21 protein-coding genes and 3 pseudogenes are annotated in these 23,095 nt (G+C 66.5%); 11 read left to right on the top strand and 13 right to left on the bottom strand.

Features of this window, described 5'->3' with window-relative positions:
• Positions 1-93 precede the first annotated feature (93 nt).
• Positions 94-960 (top strand): diaminopimelate epimerase, encoded by an 867-nt coding sequence (gene dapF / locus OR16_RS31680; protein ID WP_006162748.1) that lies wholly within the window; start codon positions 94-96, stop codon positions 958-960.
• Between the two features lie 48 nt (positions 961-1,008).
• Positions 1,009-1,818 (top strand): polyphosphate kinase 2 family protein, encoded by an 810-nt coding sequence (locus tag OR16_RS31675; protein ID WP_006162747.1) that lies wholly within the window; start codon positions 1,009-1,011, stop codon positions 1,816-1,818.
• A 59-nt stretch (positions 1,819-1,877) separates the two neighbouring features.
• Here OR16_RS31675 and OR16_RS31670 read toward each other — a convergent pair whose 3' ends face one another.
• The 4 genes from OR16_RS31670 to pyrE form a co-directional block, all read right to left on the bottom strand.
• Entirely contained in the window at positions 1,878-3,245 is a 1,368-nt protein-coding gene (locus tag OR16_RS31670; RefSeq protein WP_006162746.1) for a DUF3734 domain-containing protein, read from the bottom strand.
• A 141-nt stretch (positions 3,246-3,386) separates the two neighbouring features.
• Positions 3,387-4,169, bottom strand: coding sequence for a 3-hydroxybutyrate dehydrogenase (locus OR16_RS31665; protein WP_006162745.1), 783 nt, complete (start codon positions 4,167-4,169; stop codon positions 3,387-3,389).
• A gap of 81 nt (positions 4,170-4,250) precedes the next feature.
• Positions 4,251-4,991, bottom strand: a complete 741-nt coding sequence (locus OR16_RS31660; RefSeq protein ID WP_006162744.1) for an acetoacetate decarboxylase — start codon at positions 4,989-4,991, stop codon at positions 4,251-4,253.
• 187 nt (positions 4,992-5,178) lie between these two features.
• A complete protein-coding gene (pyrE, locus tag OR16_RS31655; RefSeq protein WP_006162743.1) occupies positions 5,179-5,868 on the bottom strand; it encodes an orotate phosphoribosyltransferase in 690 nt (229 codons plus the stop codon).
• Positions 5,869-5,898: 30 nt separating this feature from the next.
• Here pyrE and OR16_RS31650 point away from each other — a divergent pair.
• Positions 5,899-6,674: pseudogene (locus OR16_RS31650) on the top strand (exodeoxyribonuclease III).
• A gap of 13 nt (positions 6,675-6,687) precedes the next feature.
• Here OR16_RS31650 and OR16_RS42040 read toward each other — a convergent pair.
• Positions 6,688-6,855, bottom strand: a pseudogene (locus OR16_RS42040) (type II TA system antitoxin MqsA family protein); the annotation flags it as partial.
• 190 nt (positions 6,856-7,045) lie between these two features.
• Here OR16_RS42040 and argC point away from each other — a divergent pair.
• Positions 7,046-7,993: an N-acetyl-gamma-glutamyl-phosphate reductase gene (gene argC, locus OR16_RS31645; protein ID WP_006162742.1), complete on the top strand. Its 948-nt coding sequence runs from the start codon at positions 7,046-7,048 to the stop codon at positions 7,991-7,993.
• Positions 7,994-8,089: 96 nt separating this feature from the next.
• Here the strand turns inward: argC and OR16_RS31640 are convergent, their stop codons facing one another.
• Positions 8,090-8,563, bottom strand: a complete 474-nt coding sequence (locus OR16_RS31640) for a hypothetical protein (protein WP_006162741.1) — start codon at positions 8,561-8,563, stop codon at positions 8,090-8,092.
• Between the two features lie 75 nt (positions 8,564-8,638).
• On the bottom strand, positions 8,639-9,631 hold the full coding sequence (locus OR16_RS31635) for a M48 family metallopeptidase (RefSeq protein ID WP_050983164.1): 993 nt from the start codon (positions 9,629-9,631) through the stop codon (positions 8,639-8,641).
• A gap of 181 nt (positions 9,632-9,812) precedes the next feature.
• Here OR16_RS31635 and OR16_RS31630 point away from each other — a divergent pair.
• Positions 9,813-11,068, top strand: a pseudogene (locus OR16_RS31630) (muropeptide transporter).
• 20 nt (positions 11,069-11,088) lie between these two features.
• Here the strand turns inward: OR16_RS31630 and OR16_RS31625 are convergent.
• The gene (locus tag OR16_RS31625) at positions 11,089-11,910 is read right to left on the bottom strand and encodes an acyl-CoA thioesterase (RefSeq protein WP_043421932.1); all 822 of its coding nucleotides are present in this window, start codon (positions 11,908-11,910) and stop codon (positions 11,089-11,091) included.
• Between the two features lie 108 nt (positions 11,911-12,018).
• Complete coding sequence (locus OR16_RS31620; protein ID WP_237717296.1) at positions 12,019-12,885, bottom strand: DMT family transporter; 867 nt, start codon at positions 12,883-12,885, stop codon at positions 12,019-12,021.
• 187 nt (positions 12,886-13,072) lie between these two features.
• On the opposite strand from OR16_RS31620, the gene OR16_RS31615 reads away from it, so the two are divergent.
• A complete protein-coding gene (locus tag OR16_RS31615) occupies positions 13,073-13,990 on the top strand; it encodes a LysR family transcriptional regulator (protein WP_006162736.1) in 918 nt (305 codons plus the stop codon).
• 41 nt (positions 13,991-14,031) lie between these two features.
• On the opposite strand, the gene metW is transcribed toward OR16_RS31615, so the two are convergent.
• Positions 14,032-14,643, bottom strand: coding sequence for a methionine biosynthesis protein MetW (gene metW / locus OR16_RS31610; protein WP_006162735.1), 612 nt, complete (start codon positions 14,641-14,643; stop codon positions 14,032-14,034).
• The gene (gene metX, locus OR16_RS31605) at positions 14,640-15,812 is read right to left on the bottom strand and encodes a homoserine O-succinyltransferase MetX (RefSeq protein ID WP_006162733.1); all 1,173 of its coding nucleotides are present in this window, start codon (positions 15,810-15,812) and stop codon (positions 14,640-14,642) included. Before metX ends, metW begins: the two co-directional genes overlap by 4 nt.
• 367 nt (positions 15,813-16,179) lie before the next feature.
• Here metX and creB point away from each other — a divergent pair, with 367 nt between their 5' ends.
• From creB to OR16_RS31580, 5 genes are all read left to right on the top strand, one after another.
• Complete coding sequence (gene creB, locus OR16_RS31600; RefSeq protein WP_006162732.1) at positions 16,180-16,878, top strand: two-component system response regulator CreB; 699 nt, start codon at positions 16,180-16,182, stop codon at positions 16,876-16,878.
• Positions 16,879-16,919: 41 nt separating this feature from the next.
• Positions 16,920-18,362 carry a two-component system sensor histidine kinase CreC gene (gene creC / locus OR16_RS31595; RefSeq protein ID WP_006162731.1) on the top strand — a complete coding sequence of 481 codons (1,443 nt, stop codon included), beginning with the start codon at positions 16,920-16,922 and terminating at the stop codon, positions 18,360-18,362.
• Between the two features lie 127 nt (positions 18,363-18,489).
• Positions 18,490-19,884, top strand: coding sequence for a cell envelope integrity protein CreD (creD, locus tag OR16_RS31590; RefSeq protein ID WP_043421911.1), 1,395 nt, complete (start codon positions 18,490-18,492; stop codon positions 19,882-19,884).
• A gap of 15 nt (positions 19,885-19,899) precedes the next feature.
• Entirely contained in the window at positions 19,900-20,457 is a 558-nt protein-coding gene (locus tag OR16_RS31585) for a metal-dependent hydrolase (RefSeq protein ID WP_006162729.1), read from the top strand.
• A 103-nt stretch (positions 20,458-20,560) separates the two neighbouring features.
• A complete protein-coding gene (locus OR16_RS31580) occupies positions 20,561-21,382 on the top strand; it encodes a DUF817 domain-containing protein (RefSeq protein ID WP_423739699.1) in 822 nt (273 codons plus the stop codon).
• A 54-nt stretch (positions 21,383-21,436) separates the two neighbouring features.
• On the opposite strand, the gene slmA is transcribed toward OR16_RS31580, so the two are convergent.
• Both slmA and OR16_RS31570 read right to left on the bottom strand, forming a co-directional pair.
• Positions 21,437-22,096, bottom strand: coding sequence for a nucleoid occlusion factor SlmA (slmA, locus tag OR16_RS31575; protein ID WP_006162727.1), 660 nt, complete (start codon positions 22,094-22,096; stop codon positions 21,437-21,439).
• The gene (locus OR16_RS31570) at positions 22,093-23,073 is read right to left on the bottom strand and encodes an HAD-IA family hydrolase (protein ID WP_050983165.1); all 981 of its coding nucleotides are present in this window, start codon (positions 23,071-23,073) and stop codon (positions 22,093-22,095) included. The genes slmA and OR16_RS31570 overlap by 4 nt, the downstream gene beginning before the upstream one ends.
• Positions 23,074-23,095: the final 22 nt, after the last annotated feature.

Here is a 23,095-nt window from a genome sequence, read left to right as displayed (position 1 = left end):
CGCGCGGCGGCGGCATCGCCGGGCAGACGTGCTGCACGCGCCACCCTCGACACGCCGCCAGCAAGCGCCGGACGGCCCGACTACAATCGCTCTATGAAACTCCAGTTCACCAAGATGCACGGCGCCGGCAACGACTTCGTCGTGCTTGACGGCATCCACCAGACCCTCAACCTGACACCGGTGCAGTGGCGCGCGCTCGCCAGCCGGCATTTTGGCGTGGGCGCCGACCAGATCCTGGTGGTCGAGAAGCCCACCCGCGACGACGTTGACTTCCGCTACCGCATCTTCAACGCCGACGGCGGCGAGGTCGAGCACTGCGGCAATGGCGCACGCTGCTTCGTACGCTTTGTCACCGACCACGGCCTGACCGACAAGCGCTCGGTACGCGTGCAGGTGATGAACGGCGTGATCACCCTGACGCTGCAGGACGACGGCCAGGTCACGGTCGACATGGGCCCGCCGGAACTCGAACCGGCCCGCGTGCCGTTCCGCCCCGACGGCCTGCCGGCCAAGGCCGAAGGCCGCGACACCCTGTACGGGCTGGAAGTAAACGGGCGCACCGAGTGGATTTCGGCAGTCTCGATGGGCAACCCCCACGCGGTCCAGGTGGTGGGCGACACCGAGGCGTTCCCGGTGCTGCAGGACGGCCCCATCATCGAGCATCACACGAGCTTTCCCAACCGCGTCAACGCCGGCTTCATGCAGGTGGTGGAGCGCCATACGATCCGCCTGCGCGTGTTCGAGCGCGGGGCCGGCGAGACGCTGGCCTGCGGCACCGGCGCCTGCGCGGCGGTCGTCGCCGGCATTCGCCGCGGCCTGCTGGACTCGCCGGTGCTGGTGCACACCCACGGCGGCGACCTCTCAATCGCCTGGGACGGCGAGGGCGAGCCGGTACGCATGACCGGCCCGGCCACCACCGTGTTCGAAGGCAGCATTGACCTGGACCGGCTGCCTGCCTGACCATAGGGGCTTGCGGCCTGCCACGGCCGCGCCCTCCATGGAGTGCCAATGCCGCTCGCCGATTTCCGCATCACCTCGGACAAGAACTTCCGCCTGGCCGACTTCAACAGCAGCGCCAAGCCGTTCTCCAGCGGCGACAAGGCCGCCGACCAGGCCCGCATCACCGAACTGAGCACCCGGCTCGACGCGCTGCAGGACATCTTCTACGCCGAACACCGGCGCAAGCTGCTGGTGGTGCTCCAAGGCATGGACACCAGCGGCAAGGACGGCACCGTGCGCGGCGTGTTCCGCAGCTTCGACCCTCTTGGCATTCGCGTCGTCGCCTTCAAATCCCCCACCGCCGAAGAACTCGCGCACGACTACCTGTGGCGCATCCATGCCCAGGTGCCGCGCGACGGCGAGATTGTGGTGTTCAATCGCAGCCACTACGAAGACGTGCTGATCACGCGGGTGCACGAGTGGATCGACGAAGCCGAATGCGAGCGCCGCTACAAGCAGCTGCGCGCTTTCGAGACGATGCTGCTGGAAACCGGCACCACCATCGTCAAATGCTTCCTGCATATTTCCAAGGACGAGCAGAAGGCCCGGCTGGAAGCGCGCCTGGCGGATCCGCAGAAGCACTGGAAATTCGACCCCAAGGATCTGGAAGAGCGGCAATACTGGAAGAACTACGAGACCGCCTATCAGGCCGCCATTGCCGCGACCAGCACCCAGGAAGCACCGTGGTATATCGTGCCGGCGGATTCGAAGACGCACCGTAACCTGATGGTGGCGGAGATCTTGCTGGAAGTGTTCGAGAAGTTGAAGCCCAAGTATCCGCCGGGAAAGCCGGAGCTGGCGAAGTTGAAGGTGGTGTAAGGCCGCAAGCCGAAGCGAGGGGATCAGGGCCAGGCCGGCCCCTGCCCCCGCGCACCTGATCAGACGTGCCCGTTGCCGCGATGGATGTCGTGCGTGACAAACGGCTTTTCGTGCGCCGGCATGGCCAGCCATTCCGGATGCTTCAACGTTTCCCGAATGTCATCCAGCCCGCTGGTCCAGTGTTCATTCATCGTCAGCAAGCCAAACTGATAATCCTTGGCATTGCCCTCAAACGTCTTGTCGCGATAGATCAGCTGGATCACGTTGCGGCGCGCATCGCATGCGTACTCCGCCGCCTTGCGGTACCAGTCATTGTCCCGCTGCCCCTGCGGCACCAGCGCCATCACCTCGCTCAGCATGCGGCGGTAATTCTGCTGCTCGCTCATGTAATCCGTGATGGTGCGCGTGCGGCTGGAATACTGGATGTCTTTCTGGCGCTCGGCCACATCCAGCAGGTTGTGCGGCAACTTGCCACGCGCGCTCCACAGGTCCACCTGGAAGATCAGCGCATCGCGCCGGGGCTGGGCGGTCAGCACTTCCGACAGCGGCGTGTTGGAGACCAGGCCACCGTCCCAATAGAACTCGCCATCGATCTCCACCGCGGGAAATCCTGGCGGCAAAGCGCCGGAGGCCATGAAATGCTCGGCGCGCAGCTTGCGCCGGGTGTTGTCGAAATAAGCGAAATTGCCGGTTCGCACATTCACCGCGCCCACCGACACGCGCATCTCTTTATGTTGCGCGTTGATGCGGTCAAAGTCGGCAAAGCGCTCCAGCGTCGCCTTGAGCGGGCTGGTATCGTAATAGCTGGCGTTGGTGGGGCCGCACTGGCGCTCCACCAGGCTGGACCACGGACGCGGCTGGAAGAAGCCCCGCTGTCCCTCGAAGATGGCGCGCGCGGCCTCGATGCCGTCGAACCAGATGCGCAGCGGATCGGGCCAATGCGCGGCCCCCTCCGCGGCCACCTCGTAAGGCAGCAGGCTGGGCAGCCAGGGCTGCTGGCAGATGTAGTCCCAGAAAGCGCGCAACTGCTCGACCCTGCGCTCGGGCGCATTGCCGGCGATCACAGCAGCGTTCAGCGCGCCGATTGAAATCCCGGCTACCCAGTTCGGCTGGATGCCGCCCTCGGCCAGGCCCTGGTACACGCCTGCCTGGTAGGAACCCAGCGCCCCGCCACCTTGCAGCACCAATGCCCTGACCGTGTATTCATGGTGAACCGGCCGCTTGCGGCCGGCGCCTTCGGGCGCGAGGTCCGGTGGCGCGCAGCCGCCGGGAGGCAGCAGGTTTGGCTCCGGCTCTCTTAGCGATTCGGGCTTTGGCGCCCCGCGTTGGCGCGCGGGCGCCGCCGGGGTCGCGACCACGGCCGCCGCCGCGCGTTTTACAGCCGCGCTTTTAACAGCCTGCTTCGGCGTGCCCTTTTGCTGTGCCACTGTATTTTCCTGTGCCACTTTATCCAGCTTCTGCCGACGTCCACCTGCCACGACCCCTCCTTGATGACATTGTTTTCCGACGTTTCACGCGGTCATGCCGGCCGGGCGGCGGTATCTGCGCCCGGCCGCTTTTCGTATCGCTTACTGCATGTACCAGCCGTGGCTCACGATAAAGGACTGACCGGTCAGCGCCGCCGACGGGAACGCGCACAGGAACAGCGCGGTTTGCGCCACGTCGTCCACGGTGGTGAAGACGCCGTCCACGGTGCCGCCAAGCATGACACGGCGAATCACTTCTTCCTCGCTGATGCCGAGTTCCTTGGCCTGCTCGGGAATCTGCTTGTCCACGAGCGGCGTGCGCACGAAGCCCGGACAGATCACGTGCGAGCGCACGTTGTACTCCGCCCCTTCCTTGGCTAGCACACGCGCCAGGCCAAGCAACGCATGCTTGGCGGCAACGTAGGCGGACTTCAGCGGCGAGGCCTCGTGCGAATGCACCGAGCCCATGTAGATCACGGTGCCGCCGCGCTTGTCCTTGTACATATGCTGGAGCGCGGCCTTGGTGGTGAGGAAGGCGCCGTCGACGTGGATGGCCTGCATCTTCTTCCAGTCGGAGAAAGCATAGTTCTGGATCGGGTTGACGATCTGGATGCCGGCGTTGGAGATCAGGATATCGATCCCGCCAAACGCCTTGGCTACCGCCTCGGTCGCGCTGTTGACCGCGTCCTCGTTGGTCACGTCCATCGCCACGGCGATGGCGCGCCCGCCGGCGGCTTCGATATCGGCGGCGGCCTTCTGCGCCGCCTCGAGATTCAGGTCGGCGATGGCAACCGCCGCGCCTTCCTTGGCGAGCAGGTCGGCAATAGCGCGGCCGATGCCGCTGGCAGCGCCGGTTACGATGGCGGATTTTCCCTGGAGCTTCATGGACGTTTCTCCTGTCTGGATGGTTCAGGTGGGCCGGGCCGATGCGCCGGCACCGTTGGAAACCGATGTACGCGTGGCCGCTCAGGCCAGGTAGTCGAACACGACCTCGCCCAGCCCTAGGGTGAGGTCGGCAACGTAATGCTTGGCACCAAGGACTTCCAGCACAGGGAGGGCGGCCACCGGCGCGAGCGCATGGGGCGACAGCGACAGCGCCGCAGGCCCGGTCCACGCGCCCTTCATCTGCACGTCCTTCAGGAAGTAGCAGACCAGTTCGCAGATGCGCGCAGAGCCGTCCACGTGCGGGATGACCTTGAGCAGGTAGTTGGGCGTGCTCGCGAGCGCCAGGCCCAGCGCATCCTTGTCGAGCTCGCGGTGCTTGTAGCCCATGGTGCCGGTGGCAACGCGCACCGGCCCGTAGTCGAGCGTGCCGACCAGCGTATCGGTGTGGACCGCCAGCGTGGGGCTGGCCAGCTTCTTCGGGAAGCCCCATAGCTCGCGCCCGCCCGCCAGTGGCGGATGGTCGTCGAGGTACATGGCGTGGGTATAGTTGCCGGGCTTGCCTTGGTAGGTGACGGGAATCACCTGGCCCGACTCGGTGTAGTCGCCAAACCCGGTGGAGTCTGGCATGCGGATGAATTCGTAATTGACCACCGCATCGGTGATCTCCAGCGGTTCCGGCACCACCGCGCGCAAGAGCTCGGGATCGGTGCGGTAGGAGATGATGAAGAACTCCCGATGGATGAAGCGGTATGGCCCCATCGGATAGGCCGGACTGGTGAGCGGCATGGCGAATGCCTGCTCGCGGATCGTCTTGATGTCCATCGCCAGCTAACCTCCAGGAAAGAGATGCTGTGCCACCTTGCCGGGCGGCAAGGCGAATCGCCGGCGGCCCAGGGATCCGGTGGGGCCGGCCAGCGAGATCAGTCAGACCGGCGATTTTCCTGCGCGGTTCCCGGTTATCTGCTGCATTGCGGGAAAGCTTTGCAAACAACAGGCAACAGGTTCCAGACTATACGCCGTAGCGCTGCCGATAGGCAGCCACGGCCTCGCGCGAACCGCCCAGTGCGGGATCCTGCGATGCGTCCAGGTAAGCCAGCAGATCCTTCAGGCTGGCGATGGAGATCACCGGCACGCCATATTCGCGCTGCACGTCCTGCACTGCGGAATGCGTCCCGACCTGGTCGGCCGTACCGCTCTTTTCCATGCGGTCGAGCGCGATCAGCACGGCAGCCGGCTCCGCGCCAGCCGCGCGGATCATCGCCATCGACTCGCGCACCGAGGTGCCGGCCGAGATCACGTCGTCGATGATCACGACCTTGCCCTGCAGCTTGGCGCCCACCAGCGTGCCGCCTTCGCCGTGGTCCTTGGCTTCCTTGCGGTTGTAGGCGAAGCCAACGTCACGGCCGAGCCCGGCCAGCGCCACCGCGGTCGCGGACGCCAGCGTGATGCCTTTGTACGCCGGCCCAAACAGCACGTCAAACTCCAAACCGGAGGCCAGCAGGGTTTTCGCATAGAATTGCGCCACCTGGCCCAGCATCGCACCCTGGTTGAACAGGCCTGCATTGAAGAAATACGGCGACTTGCGGCCCGCTTTGGTCACGAATTCGCCGAAGGACAGCACGCCAGCGTCGAGCGCGAAGCGGATGAAGGTCTGGCTCAGGTCGCCAGCGCCGGGCTGCGGCGTCGTCTGCTGCGTCATCTTTTCTCTCTGATTTCAAAATTTCCCGAGATGTTACGGATTATCAGCGCCAACCTCAACGGCATCCGCTCCGCGGCCAAGAAAGGCTTTTTCGAATGGATGGGCAAGCAGGACGCCGACATGGTCTGCGTCCAGGAGCTCAAGGCACAGGCTGCCGACATGACGGAAGCGTTCCTGGCGCCACATGGCTACCACGGCTACTTCCATTATGCGGAAAAAAAGGCTATAGCGGCGTCGGCCTCTATACCCGGCACAAGCCCGAGCGTGTCATCACCGGCTTTGGTGTCGACGAGTTCGATAACGAAGGCCGTTATGTAGAGGTGCAGTATCCGCATCTCGCCGTAATCTCGGTCTACGTGCCCTCGGGCTCCAGCGGGGAAGAACGCCAGCAAGCGAAGTTCCGCTTCATGGAAGCCTTCCTGCCCCACCTGCTGCAACTCAAGGCCAGCGGGCGCGAGATCGTGCTGTGCGGCGACGTCAACATCGCCCACAAGGAAATCGACATCAAGAACTGGAAGGGCAACCTGAAGAATTCGGGTTTCCTGCCGGAAGAGCGCGGCTGGATCGGCGAGCTGTTCGATGTGCACGGCTATGTGGACGTGTTCCGCAAGCTGGACCCGCGCCCCGAGCAGTACACCTGGTGGAGCAACCGCGGCCAGGCCTATGCCAAGAACGTCGGGTGGCGCATCGATTACCACCTGGCCACGGCGAAAATCGCCGAGACCGCGCAGGCCACCTCGATCTACAAGGATGAGAAGTTCAGCGATCACGCGCCGCTGTCGATCGACTACGACTTCCCGTTGTAAGCAGGCGCGCCGGCTACGCCGAGCGCACTTCTTCAAGCAACTCGGGGTGCCGCTCCAGCACCTTGAGCAGCTTGACCAGCGCCAGCGGCCGCTTGGACTTGCCGGTTTCATAGCGCGAGAAGGCATTGACGCCGCCGCCGAAGATCCCGGCGGCCTCGCGCTGTTCCAGGCCCAGCCTCCTGCCATCATCACCGGGAGCCTGCTATGAGACGTATGCTTCTCCACCGAATTTAACCTACTAGGTTACGAATAACAAAGGGATTTGCGTTGCACTGCGGCATGCACCCTGCGACGTCCCCCCAACCTAGTTACAATGCAGGTTCCCATCCGATTCCGGCGTGGGACCTTTCGTATTTCCAAGTGAGTCCGCCATGGTTTTCAAAGTGTTCGTAGATGGTCAGGAAGGCACCACCGGTCTCCGGTTGCTCGACTATCTCTCCGGCCGTTCCGATGTGGAGCTGCTGCGTATCGCCGATGACAAGCGCAAGGATCCGGCCGAACGAGCACGCTTTTTGAATGCCGCCGACGTCGCTTTCCTGTGCCTGCCCGACGTTGCCTCGCGCGAGGCCGTGGCGTTGGTGACCAACCCCAATACCTGCGTGATCGACGCCAGCACGGCGTTCCGCACCACCGATAGCTGGGCCTATGGCCTGCCGGAACTCACGCGCGGCCAGCGCGAGAAGATCCGCACCAGCAAGCGCATCGCGGTGCCGGGCTGCCACGCCAGCGCCTTCCTGATGGCGGTGCGTCCGCTGGTGGAAGCCGGCGTGATGCAAGCCGACTATCCCGTCTCGGCGTTCTCGCTGACCGGCTACAGCGGCGGCGGCAAGCAGATGATTGCCGAGTTCGAAGCCGGCGGTAACCCGAAGCTGGATAGCCCGCGCCCGTACTCGCTTGGCCTCGCGCACAAGCACCTGCCCGAGATGCGCGTGCAGGCCGGCTTGGCGCAAGCGCCCATCTTCAACCCGATCGTCGGCAATTTCCTCAAGGGCCTGGCCGTGACAGTGCCGGTGTACCCGGATCGCCTGGCGCGCCAGGTCACGCCGGAACAGATCGCCGATATCTACCGCAAGCACTACGAAGGCGAGCAGTTCGTGCGCGTGATGCCGGTCGGCGACGAAGCCAACCTGGACGGCGGCTTCTTCGACGTGCAGGCCAGCAACGACACCAACCGCGTTGACCTGTTCGTGTTCGGCTCGGCCGAGCGCATCGTGCTGATGGCGCGCCTGGACAACCTGGGCAAGGGCGCTGCCGGCGCTGCCGTGCAATGCATGAACGTGCATGTCGGCGCGGACGAAGCGACCGGCCTGAGCGCCTGATGCACTGATGCGGCGGCACTATCCGCCCGCCAATGAAAAAGCCGGCGATGGGTTCGCCGGCTTTTTTTCGCCTTCCGCCTTCAGGCAGCGTCTTGATCAGCCCCCGGCCTTGACCACCATGCCCTTGAGCGCAACGCCAAGATAGGCGCTGCCCTTGGCGCAGACATAGGTGCTGTCGCTCGCGGTCTCGTCGTCCTTCCAGTTGCTGCGGATATCGACCACGGCGTTGCCGCCGTCCTTGGTCGCGCGCTGCTGCAGTTCCTGCACCGCCTGGATAAAGATGGTGGCGCACAGTTCCTCGTCGCCTGGCGGCGGCGGACCGCCGGTGGCACGGCTGTTGTCGATAGGCCGCCGCATGCGCTTGACGGTCTTGAAGGACTGCCCATCGTGCGCGCCCGGCAGCTTGTTGAAACCAAACAACAGCTTGATCGACGGATCCACGCGCTCCTTGGCCGCCGGCGTCGCCAGCGCCTTTTCGATCGGCATGTTCAGCAACTGGTCGGCCGCCTGCGCGCTGCCGCCCGCCAGCATGGCGCCAGCCACCAGGCTGAATCGCACCCAATGCTTCATGGTCTTCTCCTCATTGCCCCGGTTCGATGTTTTTATCGTACAGGATCCACCATAAAGAGAGCCTCTCGGGCGTCTTTACTTTTTTAGTGGCTTTTGCCGGTCGTCGTCGCCGCTGTCGACCGGCGCGCCGCCCAGGTTAGCCATATTGGCGCGATAAGCCGGCAGCTTGCCAACGCTGGAATCGATCGCGCGCGCGTAGAGCGGCAACACCTCGGGCAGATGCTTCTCCAGCTCCGCGATGCGGGTGCGCCCGGATGGATGGGTGGAGAGGAACTCCGAGCCCGACTGCGCCGAGGTTTGCGAGACCGCGCCCATTTTCTGCCACAGCGACACGGCGGCGCGCGGGTCATAGCCAGCACGCGCGGCGATGTCCATGCCGACCAGGTCGGCCTCGGTCTCGTCCGAGCGCGAGAACCGCAGCGTGAGCAGCTGCGCCCCGGTGCCCAGGGCCATATTGCCGAGATTGCCGAAGCCGAACAGTTGCGAGATCACGTTGGCGCCCAGGTTGGTGATCTCGGACTTGGCCGCCCGCTCGCGCGCATGCTCCTGCAGCGCGTGAGCGATTTCGTGGCCCATCACCATGGCGACTTCGTCGTCGGTCAGCTTGAGCTGGTCGAGCAGGCCGGAGTAGAAGGCGATCTTGCCGCCTGGCATGCAGAACGCATTGACCTGCTTGGAATTGATCAGGTTCACCTCCCACTTCCATTGCTTCGCGCGCTCATTCCAGCGCGGGGTCTGCGGCAGGATGCGCTTGGCGATGGCGCGCAGGCGCACCAGTTGCGGGTTGTTGTCACCGGCCAGCGTCTTCTTGGCCTGCGCCTCTTCCTTGAGCTGCTCGTACTCCTGCGAGGCCTGCTGCTCGATGACTTCGACCGGCACGATCTGGCGGATGGAAGCGCCGCCGCGTTGCACGCGGATGCCATCTTCGGCGTCCTGGGGCTGGGCCTGAGCCCGGACCGCGCTCATGCTCAGCGCGGCGCTGGCTGCCAGCGCCAGCGCGGCCAATCGACGTGGCAACGCAATCCCGGCCCGCCGGTGGCGGCACTGACAACGCTGGCGATCGGACATGGACGATTCCTTGGATGCGGTTTTCGGCAAGCAGGGTGAGCAAGGGTGTTGCGCCCAGGACACCGTATGGGTCCGGCGCATCCCGCTCATCGGGTCGGCGCTGACGGTAATGCAATAATACACGGCGCCTTGCCCCGCCTGAATGCCACCCCGATTGCCATCCCGATTGCCATCCTGATTCATGACCTTTCAAGCCTATCTCGACATTTTCCGCAATCGCCGCATCGGCGCCATGCTCACGCTGGGCTTCGCGTCCGGGCTGCCGCTGGCGCTCACCTCCGGCACATTGCAGGCCTGGATGACGGTGGAAGGGCTTGATATCAAGACCATCGGCTTCTTCTCGCTGGTGGGCCAGGCCTATATCTTCAAGTTCCTGTGGGCCCCGCTGATGGACCGCTACACGCCGCCGCTGCTGGGGCGGCGCCGCGGCTGGCTGCTGGCGACCCAGATCGGGCTGGTGCTGGGCATTGCGGGCATGGCCTTCTGCCCGCCGCGCGAGGCACTGTGGATGCTGGCGGCGCTGGCCACGCTGGTGGCCTTCATGTCGGCCTCGCAGGACATCGTGTTCGACGCCTACAGCACCGACGTGCTGCGCGCGCCGGAGCGCGGCGTGGGGCTGCGGTCAAGGTGCTTGGCTACCGGCTGGCGATGCTGGTGTCAGGCGGGCTGGCGCTGTGGCTGGCCGACCGCGTGCTGGGCTGGCAGCAGATGTACCTGCTGATGGCGGGGTTGATGGGCATCGGCATCATCAGCCTGCTGTGGGCGCCCGAGGCGGAATCGCCCGCGCGCATGCCGCGCTCCATGGAAGAAGCCATCCTGGGCCCGCTGCGCGACTTCTTCTCGCGCCCCGGCGCCTGGTGGCTGCTGCTTCTGATCGTGCTCTACAAGCTGGGCGATGCGTTTGCCGGCAGCCTGTCCACCACCTTCCTGATCCGCGGCGTGGGCTTTTCGGCCGGCGAAGTCGGCCTGGTCAACAAGACGCTGGGGCTGGCCGCCACCATCGTGGGCGCGCTGTTCGGCGGCACGCTGATGGTGCGCCTGGGCCTGTACCGCTCGCTGCTGCTGTTCGGCATCCTGCAGGGGGTGTCCAACCTCGGCTACTGGATCCTGGCGGTGACGCCGCCGCACCTGTGGACCATGGGCGCCACCATCGCGGTGGAGAACCTCTGCGGCGGCATGGGCACGGCGGCCTTCGTGGCGCTGCTGATGACGCTGTGCAACCGCTCGTTCTCGGCCACCCAGTACGCGCTGCTGTCGGCGCTGGCCTCGGTCGGGCGCGTCTATGTGGGGCCGAGCTCGGGCTACCTGGTGGAGGCCTATGGCTGGTCGGCCTTTTACCTGAGCACCGTGGTGGTGGCGGTGCCCGGCGTGGTGCTGCTATGGGCGATGCGCAACACCGTGCACCGCTACGAGGCCCAGGCCCGCGCCGCGGCCTGACACCCCGCGGCGCTTGCCGCTTACTGCTTGTAGTAGACGATCTGGTGCGAGGTCGCGAGCAGCTCGCCCTGCGGGCTCCAGATCTGCGCGCTCTGGTCGAAGAAGCCCTGGCGGAACACCTGGGCCTGGGCGCTGCCCAGCACATGGCTGTCGCCCAGCGCGGCCAGGGTCGGGGCATCGGCATGGAAATACGTGGTCAGCGACACCGTGCCGGCCGGCACGAAGCCGGCGCGCTTGAGAAAGATGCGTGGGTAAAAAGTGTCGCACCAGGCGGCCATCGACGCGAAATCCGGCGTGCGTGCCGGCGCATCGCGCAGCCAGAACTGCGTCAGGCTGTCAGGATTCTCGGTGCCGGCCTCGGCATTCGGCTTGGCGCCGCGCACCGGCCGCATCTCATAAGCATCCAGCCAGCGCACCGGTGCGAAGCCCGCCATCGGCGGGACATCGCTTGCCGGCGGCACCTGCGGGAACACCGCCTCGCCGCAATTCCAGGTCTCGCGGCGCACCGCGAAGAAGGCGGTGGCGGTGGTCGCCACTTCGTCGCCCTGGCGCAGTTCGATGGTCCAGTGCTGGGTGTTGCGGTTGGTGCGCACCGGACGCGCTTCGATCACGAACGGCCCTTCGACGATCGGGCCGGCAAAATTGACGGTCAGTGCGGACGGATCGCCCAGCCGCTCGGGATGCTGCAGCGCGGCCTGCAACAAGGTGGCCGCGGTGATGCCGCCGAAGGGGCCGATCATGTTCCAGTAAGCCGGCGTGGTGCGGCCATGGAAAAGGTTGCCTCCGGCCGGCTCCAGCGCAAGCGCGTGGTCGAAGGAATGGACGGTCTGGCTGGCTGGCATGGCGGGCATGTTGTGGACCAAAAAAGTACGATCGTTCGATAATACTGCAAACGATGGACGGGCGCTGGGGCCGCGTCAACCGAGCGCCCCCTCCAATCCGCCGCCGGGTCAGCCCCGCGCCCGCCGCAGCGGATTCCAGCCGAGCTGGTTGCCGATCACCGCCAACAGGACCAGCGCCATGCCAGCGAGTTGCAGCGGCGTGAGCACCACCCCGAACACCAGCACATCGATCACGATGGCCACCAGCGGATAGACAAACGAGAGCGTGGCGATCGACAGCACGTTGAGGCGCTGGAAGGCGCCGTATAGCAGCGTGTACATCACGCCGGTATGCACGAGGCCAAGCGCCAGCAATGCCCCCCAGGTCCGCCCGCCGAACGTCTGGACCGCCGGATGCGCCAGGGGGAACAACATGACCACCCCCATCGCCATCTGCAGGCCCGCGATCTGCCCGGCCGGAATCCCCTTGAGGCGGCGCGTGGCCATGGTGGTGATCGCGTAGAGCAAAGCCGCCAGCATCGCCAGTCCGACCCCGGCCAGCATGCCGCCGGCGCCGCCGCCGTGTTCCAGGCCGGTAATCAGCACCACGCCGCCAAAGGCCAGTACCAGCCAGGCAAGCCGGCCGGGCGCGATGGCCTCGCGCTGGAACAGCGCTGCCAGCAGCAGCAGGAAGAATGGCTGGGTGTGATAGACCACGGTGGACACCGAAATGCCGCTGTACGAATAGGCGGAGAACAGGGCCAGCCAGTTGAGGATCAGCGTAACGCCGCCCAGCGCCAGCCAGCCCCAGTCGCCGGCGCGCATGGGCTGCCAGCCGCGCCGCAGGGCGAGCGTGCCCAGCAGCGCGGCGCCGCCGAAGATGCAGCGGAAAAACACGACGTCCAGCGGCGACTGCCCGCTGGTCACCACGAACCAGCCGATGGTGCCCGACAAGGCCATGGCCGCCACCATGCGCCAGGCGCCGCCACGCCGCATGGGTTCCGTGGCCTGCGTGGCGGCGGCAGGGGAAGCCGCGGCGGCGCCAGATGTATCGATATTCATGCCAATCTCCTACGGGACTCCATACGCTTGGCCGTCATTGTTCCACCGCGCAACCAGGTCAACAATCCACTCAGGAAACAATTACTATTTGACCTGTAATCACAAATACGGGAGCCAGCCCATGCCGGTCGTGCAACTCAATGCCATGGCCGTATTCGCCCGGGTGGTGGAATGCGGCAGTTTCTCCGCCGCCGCCCGCGAGCTTGGCATGACGCCATCTGCCGTCAGCCGTCATGTGACGCGGCTGGAAGCAGCCATCGGCGGGAGCCTGCTGCAACGGACCACGCGTGCCTTCACCCTGACCGAGCTCGGACAGGCGGTGCACGCCGCGTGCGCCCGGATGGTGGCCGCGGCGCAGGAAGTCAGCACGCTGGCCGGCGGCCACGGCGGCGCGCCGCACGGCCTGCTGCGGGTCAGCGCGCCGGTGGTGTTCGGGCAGGCCTGGCTGGCGCCGCGGCTGCCGGCCCTGCTGGACAGTTTTCCCGCGCTGGACCTGCAACTGACGCTGGCGGACCGCCTGGTGGACCTGGTGGAAGAGGGCGTGGACGTGGCCATCCGCATTGCGCGCGAGCTGGCGCCGGGACTGGCAGCGCGGCCGATCCGCGCGGTGCGCTACCGGCTGGTGGCGGCCCCTGGCTGGCTGGCCCGGCATGGCACGCCGCCCGAGCCCGAGGCGCTGGCCGGCCATCGTTGCCTGTACCTGGGCTATGGCGCCTTCGGCGAGCGCTGGAGCCTGCGCCGCAAGCGCGACGGGCAAACCGTGGCGCTGCGCATCCCGCCCAAGGTCACGCTCAACAACAGCGCTGCCATCGTCGCCATGGCGCAAGCCGGCGGCGGCATCGGGCTGGTGCCGGATTTCTCGGCCGCCGCTGCGCTGGCCTCAGGCAGCCTGGTGCCGGTGCTGGACGACTGGGAAATCCTCGAACCCTACGTCGGCACAGCCTTCGCGGTCTACACGCCGACCCGCCACCTGGCCCCCAAGGTGCGCGCCTTTATTGACTACCTGGTGGCGCAGGCCGCGCTGGAGACCGGCAGCTAGCGCGGCGGGCGGCCAAGCGCAGCCCCCCCGCCCTCGCCTGCTCAGGCGGCGCAAACCCGGTACACCGCCAGGCTGCCGCGCCAGTTCGAGCCCCAGTTGACCGTCACGCCCTCGTGCATCACCACGCGGTCGAGAATGCGCAGGCCGACCTTGGACGCCAGCGATTCAAAGTCACTGATGGTCAGCACCCGCACGTTCGGCGTGTTGTACCACTGGTACGGCAGCGCCTCCGACACCGGCATGCGGCCACGGAACACCGACAGCCGGTGCGGCCAGTAGCCGAAGTTGGGGAAGGACACGATGCACTCGCGCCCCACCCGCAGCGTCTCGCGCAGGACCTGCGCGGTGTTGTGGATGGTCTGCAGCGTCTGCGACAGGATCACCGTATCGAAGCTCTTGTCCTCGAACAGCGCCAGGCCGCCTTCCAGGTTTTGCTGGATCACGTGCACGCCCTTCTGCGCGCACGCCAGCACGCCGTCGTCCTGGATCTCGATGCCGTAGGCCTGCACGTCGAGCTCATCCTGCAGCACGCGTAGCAGGCTGCCATCGCCACAGCCCAGGTCGAGCACGGTGGAGTTGGGTTCGATCCAGCGCGCGATGGCGCGGAAGTCGGGGCGCAGCGCCAGGATATTGGGGTTGGCCGCGGCGTTCATGCGCCTATCTCCTCGGCAATGCGTTCGTAGTAGGCGCGCATCAGGTTGTGATAGCGCGGGTCGTCGAGCAGGAAGGCGTCGTGCCCGTGCGGCGCATCGATCTCCGCGTAGCTGACCGGGCGCTTGTTGTCGAGCAAGGCCTTGACCAGCTCGCGGCTGCGGTTGGGCGCGAAACGCCAGTCGGTGGTGAAGCTGGCCACCAGGAAGCTGGCCTGCGTCTGCGACACCGCGCGCGTGAGATCGCCGCCGAAGGCCAGTGCCGGATCGAAATAATCGAGCGCGCGCGTGATCAGCAGGTAGGTGTTGGCGTCGAAGTATTCGGCGAACTTGTCGCCCTGGTAGCGCAGGTAGCTCTCCACCTGGAACTCGACATCGAACGAGAAGCGGATGTCGTCGGTCTTGAGCTCGCGGCCGAATTTCTCCGCCATGTCCTCGTCGGACAGGTAGGTGATATGGCCGATCATGCGCGCCACGCGCAGGCCGCGCTTGGGCTTGACGCCATGCGCGTAGTAGTTGCCGCCGTGGAAGTCGGGGTCCGACAGGATGGCGCTGCGCGCTACCTCGTTGAAGGCGATGTTCTGCGCCGACAGCTTGGGCGTGGAGGCCACCACGATACAGTGGCGCAGCCGATCCGGGTACATCAGGCTCCAGGCCAGCGCCTGCATGCCGCCCAGGCTGCCGCCCATCACCGCCGCGAACTGGGTGATGCCGAACCGGTCCGCCACGCGCGCCTGGGCATTGACCCAGTCCTCCACGGTGACCACCGGGAAGGTGGCGCCGTAGGGCTGGCCGGTGGCGGGGTTGGCACTCATCGGGCCAGTCGAGCCGAAGCAGGAGCCGAGGTTGTTGACGCCGATGACGAAGAAGCGGTCGGTGTCGAGCGGCTTGCCCGGGCCGACCATGTTGTCCCACCAGCCCACGTCGCGCGGGTCGTGCTCATACACGCCGGCCACGTGGTGCGAGGCATTGAGCGCGTGGCACACCAGCACGGCGTTGGAGCGGGCGGCGTTGAGCGTGCCGTAGGTCTCGACCATCAGGTCGTAGTCGGCGAGCGAGGTGCCGTTGCGCAGCTTCAACGGCTCGGTGAAATGCATGCACTGCGGCGCGACGATGCCGACCGAGTCGGTCGGCAGGGCAAGGGCGGCAGGAGGCGGGGCTACGTCTGTCATGGAATAAGCCCGTTGGCAACAGGCGTAAAAAAACCCGACCGGCCTTGCGTGGACGTTGCCTGCGGATGACATCAAACCTGACATCAAGCACAGCATCAACGACGGCGCAGCCAAATCGGGTTTTGCGCGGGTCTTGCGTCCCGCGGGTCGGTGCCTTGCGTGGCAGGGAACCGACCCACCTCTTTAGCCGCATTTATATTGGCTGCCGGAACCCCCAAAACCAATCCTCCAGGGGTTACCATGCCGCCGCGCGCCCGCAAGCCAGTCATCAAATCGGCGCGACCCGCTTATTATAGAGCAAACAAACGCGCCAGCGGCGGCGCACCGCAGGACGCGCTCCGAACGCCAACCCAACGCCAATCCAGCCTTGACGAATCCACCCAGCATCCTGGTCATCGAAGACGAATCCGCGATCGCGGACACCATCCTCTATGCGCTATCCACCGAGGGCATGACGGTCGAGCATTGCGCGCTCGGCAGCGTGGCGCTGGCGCGCCTGCGCACGCAGGCGCCGGACCTGGTGATCCTGGATGTGGGCCTGCCCGACATCAATGGCTTCGAAGTCTGCCGCACGCTGCGCACCTTCTCCGATGTGCCGGTGATCTTCCTCACCGCGCGCAACGAGGAGATCGACCGCATCGTCGGCCTGGAGATCGGCGCCGACGACTACGTGGTGAAGCCCTTCTCGCCGCGCGAGCTGGCGGCGCGGGTACGCGTGATCCTGCGGCGCGCGGGCAAGCGCGCGGCGCCACGGGAGCCGGTGCAAGCCCCGGCGCCGCCCGAAGGATTCACACTCGATGCCGACGGCGCGCGCCTGGCCTATCGGGGCCAGTGGCTCGACCTGACCCGCTACGAGTACCGGCTGCTGGCCTTGCTGCTGCAGCATCCCGGGCGCATCTATTCGCGCGCGCAGTTGATGGACCTGGTCTGGCACGACGCGCTCGACACCATCGACCGCACCGTCGACACGCATATCAAGACGGTGCGCGCCAAGCTGCGCGCGCTCGATCCCGAGTGCGATTCGATCCGCACCCATCGCGGCATGGGTTATTCGCTCGAGGGCTAAGCCACTCCTCCACCTCATTCACAACCCACCCACGGGCACGCATGCATATCGGGCTTCGCATCTTCCTCGGCTTCTTCCTGATCGTCGGCCTGGCGGCCTTCCTCACGCTGCGGGTGTTCGTGCAGGAGGTCAAGCCCGGCGTGCGGCAGGCCATGGAAGACACGCTGGTCGACACCGCCCACGTGCTGGCGGTGCTGGCCGCCGACGACATGAAGAGCGGCCGCATTGCCAACGGCGCCTTCGCGCGCCGTCTGGCGCGGCTGCGCGAGGATAAGGTCGACGCCAATGTATGGGGCATGCACAAGGATGCGGTGGGCTACCGCATCTACATCACGGACGAGCGCGGCATCGTGCGCTTCGATTCCGGCGAGGCGGCCGTGGGCGCGGATTACTCGCGCTGGAACGATGTCTACCGCACGCTGCGGGGCGAGTACGGCGCGCGCAGCACGCGTGCCAACCCCGACGACGACGCTAGCACGGTGATGCATGTGGCAGCCCCCATCCGCGACGGCAACAAGACCATCGGCGTGCTGACCGTGGCCAAGCCCAACGTGACCATGGCGCCGTTCATCGAGCGCAGCCAGCGCAAGATCCTGCTCAACGGCTTGTTGCTGATGGGCGGCGCGTTCGTGATCGGCCTCGGCTGCACGCTGTGGCTGGTGCACGGCCTGCGCCGTTTGCAGCGCTATGCGCGCGCGGTGGCCGCCGGCGAGCGCGCTGAGATGCCGCTGCGCGGCGCCAGCGAGCTGGCCGAGCTGGGGCGCTCGGTGCAAAGCATGCGCCTGCGGCTGGAGAACAAGCAGTATGTCGAGCACTACATCCACACGCTGACGCACGAGATGAAGAGTCCGCTGGCGGCCATCAGCGGCGCCGCCGAGTTGCTGCAGGAAGACATGCCGGCCACCGACCGCAGCCGCTTTGTCGCCAATATCCGGCGGCAAGCACAGCGGCTCGAGGAAATGATCCGCAAGCTGCTGGCGCTGGCGGCGCTGGAGCAACGCCAGAGCCTGGAGACCCACGAGCCGGTTGCACTGGTGCCGCTGATCGAGCAATTGCTGCACGAGCTGGAGCCGCGCGCCCGCCAGCGCGACCTGACACTGCGCATGCTGCCGCCGGACCAGCCCGCGCTGGTCGTGAAGGGCGATCCGTTCCTGCTGCACCAGGCGCTGGGCAACCTGCTGGAGAATGCCATCGACTTCGCGCCGGCGGCCAGCACGGTCGAAGTGTCCGTGGCACATGGCAGTGAGCCCGCCGAGAAGATCGCCGTGCGCGTGACCGATCAAGGCCCCGGCATTCCCGACTATGCGCTGCCGCGCTTGTTCGAGCGTTTCTATTCGCTGCCTCGCCCCGGCGGGCAAGACAAAAGCACCGGGCTGGGCCTGTGCTTCGTGCGCGAAATCGCCACGCTGCATCACGGTGAAATCAGCCTCGCCAACCGCGCCGGGGGCGGAGCCTGCGCGACGCTGACGCTGCCAGCGGCATAGTGTCTTCACACTCGGCACACAATCGATTCCATCGCTTCACACAGGCTTCCGCGGCGGCTCACACGACGATCCCAAGCTAGCGGCATCGTCACTTTTCGCGCGCCTGCCGCCATGAACCAAATCCGCCATCACCGCGCTGCTGATCCTGCTGATCCTGATCCCGCTGCACCTCGTGGGCAATGCCGTGCAGGACCGCAAGCACTACCGCGAGGAAGCGGTGCGCAGCGTCTGGCAGAGCTACGCGGGCCCGCAGACCTTGACCGGCCCGGTGCTGGTACTGCCGTACAAGGAGATCCTGCGCGTAACGGACAGCAGCGACCCGAAGCGGCCAAATGCCACCGTGCTGCAGGCGGAGCTCGGGCAGGTGCTGGTCTTCCCCACGACGCTGCGCGTCAAGGGCGAGGTCACGCCGAGCGAGCGCTATCGCGGCATTCACAAGGTGCTGGTGTACGAGATGCAAAGCCGCTGGCAGGGCACCATCGCGCTGCCTGACCCGGCCGAGCTGCCGCGCTCGGCCGGCCACGTCGGCTTTGAGGTAGGCCAGCCGTACATCACGATCGGCATCAGCGACACGCGCGGCCTGATGGCGGCGCCTGCGTTCGAGCTGGACGGCAAGCCGCTGAAGCTCGAGCAAGGCGCGCGGCTCAAGAGCCTGTCGCAAGGCCTGCACGCCGAGATCGACTTGCCGCCCGCCAAAGCCGCCAGGCCCGGCCAGGATGGCAGGTCCGCGCAGGCGCAGCGCGTGGTGCCGTTCTCGCTGACCCTGCCGCTGCTGGGCGCGCAGTCGCTGGCGTTCACCCCGGTGGGCGACCAGAACGATATCTCGCTCGACTCCGCCTGGCCGCATCCGAGTTTCGACGGTGACTTCCTGCCCCGCACCCGCAGCGTGACCGCGCAGGGCTTTCGCAGCAACTGGAGCGTGACCTCGTACAACACCAAGGTCCGCGGCCAGCTCGCTGGCTCGGGCGACGGCACACTGGAAACGGTGTCGGTGACGCTGATCGATCCGGTCAACATCTACCTGCAGGCGGAGCGCGCGGTGAAGTACGGCGCCATGTTCGTGCTACTGACCTTCGCCGGCTTCTTCATGTTCGAGCTCATCAAGCGCCTGCGCATCCACCCGATCCAGTACCTGCTGGTAGGGCTGGCACTCGCGGTGTTCTTCCTGTTGCTGCTGAGCCTGTCCGAGCATATCTCGTTCGCGCTCGCCTACCTGGCGGCCAGTGCCGCCTGCATCGGGCTGCTGGGCTTCTACCTGTCGTTCGTGCTGCAGAGCTGGCGGCGCGGGCTGGCCTTTGCCACGCTGCTGACCGTGCTGTACGGCGCGCTCTATGGCCTGCTGCTGTCGGAGGACAATGCGCTGATGCTGGGCTCGCTGCTGATGTTCGTGATCCTGGCCGCCATCATGGTCATGACCCGGCGCATCGACTGGTACGCCGCGGGCGCCGCATGGCAGCCGCTGCGCGACAAGCCTGCCGCCCCGGCCGACTCGGCCACCGATGCCGCCGCAGTACAAGCCTGAACCGAGGGCAACGCCATGCCAACCTATCTGCACTGCGGCCCGCCGCTCGCGCTGGCGGCCATGCTGGGACGGCGCCGGGTGTCGACCGGCCTGCTGCTGGCCGGCGTCGCTGCGAGCATCGTGCCGGATATCGACATGCTCAACGTCTGGTACGCCGGTGTGCGCTACAACACCTTGCTAGGCCATCGCGGCCTGACCCACTCGATCGGCTTCGCCGTGGCGCTGGGCCTGCTGGCCGCCCTGGCGGCACGGCGCTGCGGCTGGCAGCGCGGCATCGCGTTCCTGTTCGTGGCGCTGAGCACCGTGTCGCATCCCGTGCTGGACCTGCTGACCGACCGCGGCATCGGCACGGCACTCTTCTACCCGCTGACGGAGCAGCGCGTGAGCCTGCCGTGGCGGCCGCTGCCGCTGACAGCCGCGGGCCTGTTTGGCGCCGCGCGCTTCTGGCTGGAGTGTGCATGGATCGGCCTGCCGCTGCTGGCGTTCGCCGCGTTCGGTGCTGCGCTGCGCCGCTGGTGCGATCGCATCAGGCCTGCCGATCGCCGCGTGCCGGCGCGCGCCTATGCGGACTGAAGCCAGCATGACAACCATCGCTACACGCATGCGCGATTCGCTCGGCTTGCGCCCGGGGCTGCAGCACGGCCATGGCCCCGCGCATAACCGGCTCGACCGGATCCTGACCGCGCCACGCCCTGGCCTCGCGCTCGCCGGCGCGCGGCGCGGGCTGTGCGAGTTCCTGGCCTTCGGCGTCAAGGAGGCGCGCTCCTGCTTGTTCGCTGGGCTGTTCTTCCTCTGCGTGTTCGCTGTCCCGCGCGGCGGCCTGCTTGGCATCCCGCGCTACGACCTGCTGCTGGCAGCCGCGCTCGGCATCCAGGCGGCGATGGTGTGGGCGCGCCTGGAAACGCTGGACGAGCTCAAGGCCATCAGCCTGTTCCACGTCGTTGGCTTCGCGCTGGAGGTGTTCAAGGTCTCGGGCGGCATCCAGTCCTGGAGCTACCCTGATTTCGCGTACACCAAGGTGCTGGGCGTACCGCTGTTCTCGGGCTTCATGTACGCGGCGGTGGGCAGCTACATCATCCAGGCTTGGCGCATGCTGGATGTGAGTGTGCGCCATCACCCGCCGTACTGGATGGCGGGCCTGGCGGCGGCGCTGGTCTACGCGAACTTCTTCGCCCATCACTTTATCGGCGACTACCGCTGGTACCTGGCTTGTGGCATCGCCGGGCTGTACGCGCGCACCACCGTGCGCTTCCGCCCGCTGGACCGCGAGCGCGAGATGCCGCTGTTGCTGGCTTTCGTGCTGATCGGGCTGTTCGTCTGGATCGCGGAGAACATCAGCACGTTCTTCGCGGTTTGGCACTACCCCAACCAGCTTGGCGCGTGGTCGGCGGTACATGTGGGCAAGTGGAGTTCCTGGTCCCTGCTGATCGTGATGACGTTTACGATCGTGGCCAACCTGAAGCACATCAAGGCCAGCATCCATGTGCCGGCTGCCTGAAAACGAAAAAAGGGCAGGCGCGAGCCTGCCCTTTCTCATGGCCGCCGGCGCGGCCTAGCCGAGCAACACGCGCAGCTGCGCGTCCGCGTTCTCGCTCGGCAGCTTGCGAAAGCCGCTCTTGGCATAGCGGTGCCACTGCCCCTGCACAGTCGCCATGATCAGCGCGGCGCGCACCGGCACATCGGCGTCGGGCGGAAACGCGCCCTGGCTGATGGCGATCTTCAGGCACTGCCGCAGCGAGGCCTCGATGCGGTCCACCACTTGGTTGATGCGCTCCTGCAGGCGATCATGCTCGCCCACCAGCGCTTCGCCGGTCAGCACGCGCGTCATGCCGGGATTCTTCTCGGCAAAAGACAGCAGCATGCGCACCACGGCGTGCGCCTGGCGCAAGCCATGCTCTTCCTGGGTGGTGATCTGGTTGATCAGGCCGAAAACGGTTTGCTCGATAAAGCCGATCAGGCCTTCGAACATCTGCGCCTTGCTGGCGAAATGGCGGTACAGCGCCGCCTCCGACACGCTGAGCTTGGCAGCCAGCGCCGCGGTGGTGACCTTTTCCCCGCGCGGCACTTCCAGCATACCGGCCAGCGTCTGCAGTATCTGCACACGCCGCTCGCCAGGACGCGGGCGTTTGCGTGCCGGCGCCCCGTCCGCGCCTGCGCCCTGCCCGGCGGCGGCCGGGGCCGCACCCGATGGGCGCTCGTTACTGTGCATCATGACCCGATTCTCCGCATTCGTCGTTGGAGTTGATGCATGGATTGTACTTTTACGTCCACATAACCGGGGCGATTTACGATCCGCGCCCGCACGCGCGGTGCCGATGCCGGCAGCGCCTGCGGCGCAATCGTGCCCGGCGCCAGCGCCGGCGGATCCTGCGTCTCGGCTGCTACCAGCGTCACCGAATGTTCCTGCGCGGCGTGGCCGGCGTGCTGCCGGTCTTCCGCATCCAGCGTGCTGCGCAGCACGGCGTCGCCGCTGGCGCCCGCCACGGCAGCGCCGGCGGGCATCGGCACGTCGTGCGGACGCGATGGCGCCAGCGTGCGCAGGTAGCCCGTCACCCAGGCCGTGCGGATGCCCGTGCCCGCATAGCGCTTGAGGTGGGACAGCGTGTCCTCCACCAGCACCGCGCGATGCGGCGCCACCCGCTGCTGCACCAGCAGCCGGCGCAGCATGCGCCGGTCCGGCTTGGGCCGCAGGTGCCCATGCACCCACATGTCCTCTATGGCGACCACCCGCTCGAAACACCGCTGGATGCCGGCCACCTTCATGACCGCGCGCGCGTACTGCTCCGGCGCGTTGGTCACCAGGATCTTGCGCCCCGGCAGGCGGCGCAGGTGGCCGACCAGGCCGCGGCGCACCCGCACCATCTCCGCCAGCTCGGGGAAATCATGCGCGGCGCGCAGGAAGTCGGCCGGGTCGACGTTGTGGTGGCGGATCATGCCGAGCAAGGTCGCGCCATAGCGCTGCCAGTATTTCACCCGTACCTCGCTGGCGGTGGCCTCGTCGCTGCCCAGCACACGCGCCACATACGCCGTCATCAACTGGTTGATGGCGGGAAAGATCGCATGGGACGCGTCGTGCAGCGTGTTGTCGAGGTCGAACAGCCAGACTGTGCGGCCGGAATTGTCGCCCGCGGGGCGGCGTCGGCGCGCACCGCGCAGGCTGCGGCGCAAGGGCGGGGAAATAGAGGGCACGCGGGAAAGAAAGAAGAGTGAG

This window comes from Cupriavidus basilensis OR16, from assembly GCF_000243095.1.
GTDB classification, from domain to species: domain Bacteria; phylum Pseudomonadota; class Gammaproteobacteria; order Burkholderiales; family Burkholderiaceae; genus Cupriavidus; species Cupriavidus basilensis_D.
Note: the sequence above shows the minus strand (reverse complement) of the source record. Positions and strands in the feature narration are given on the sequence as shown.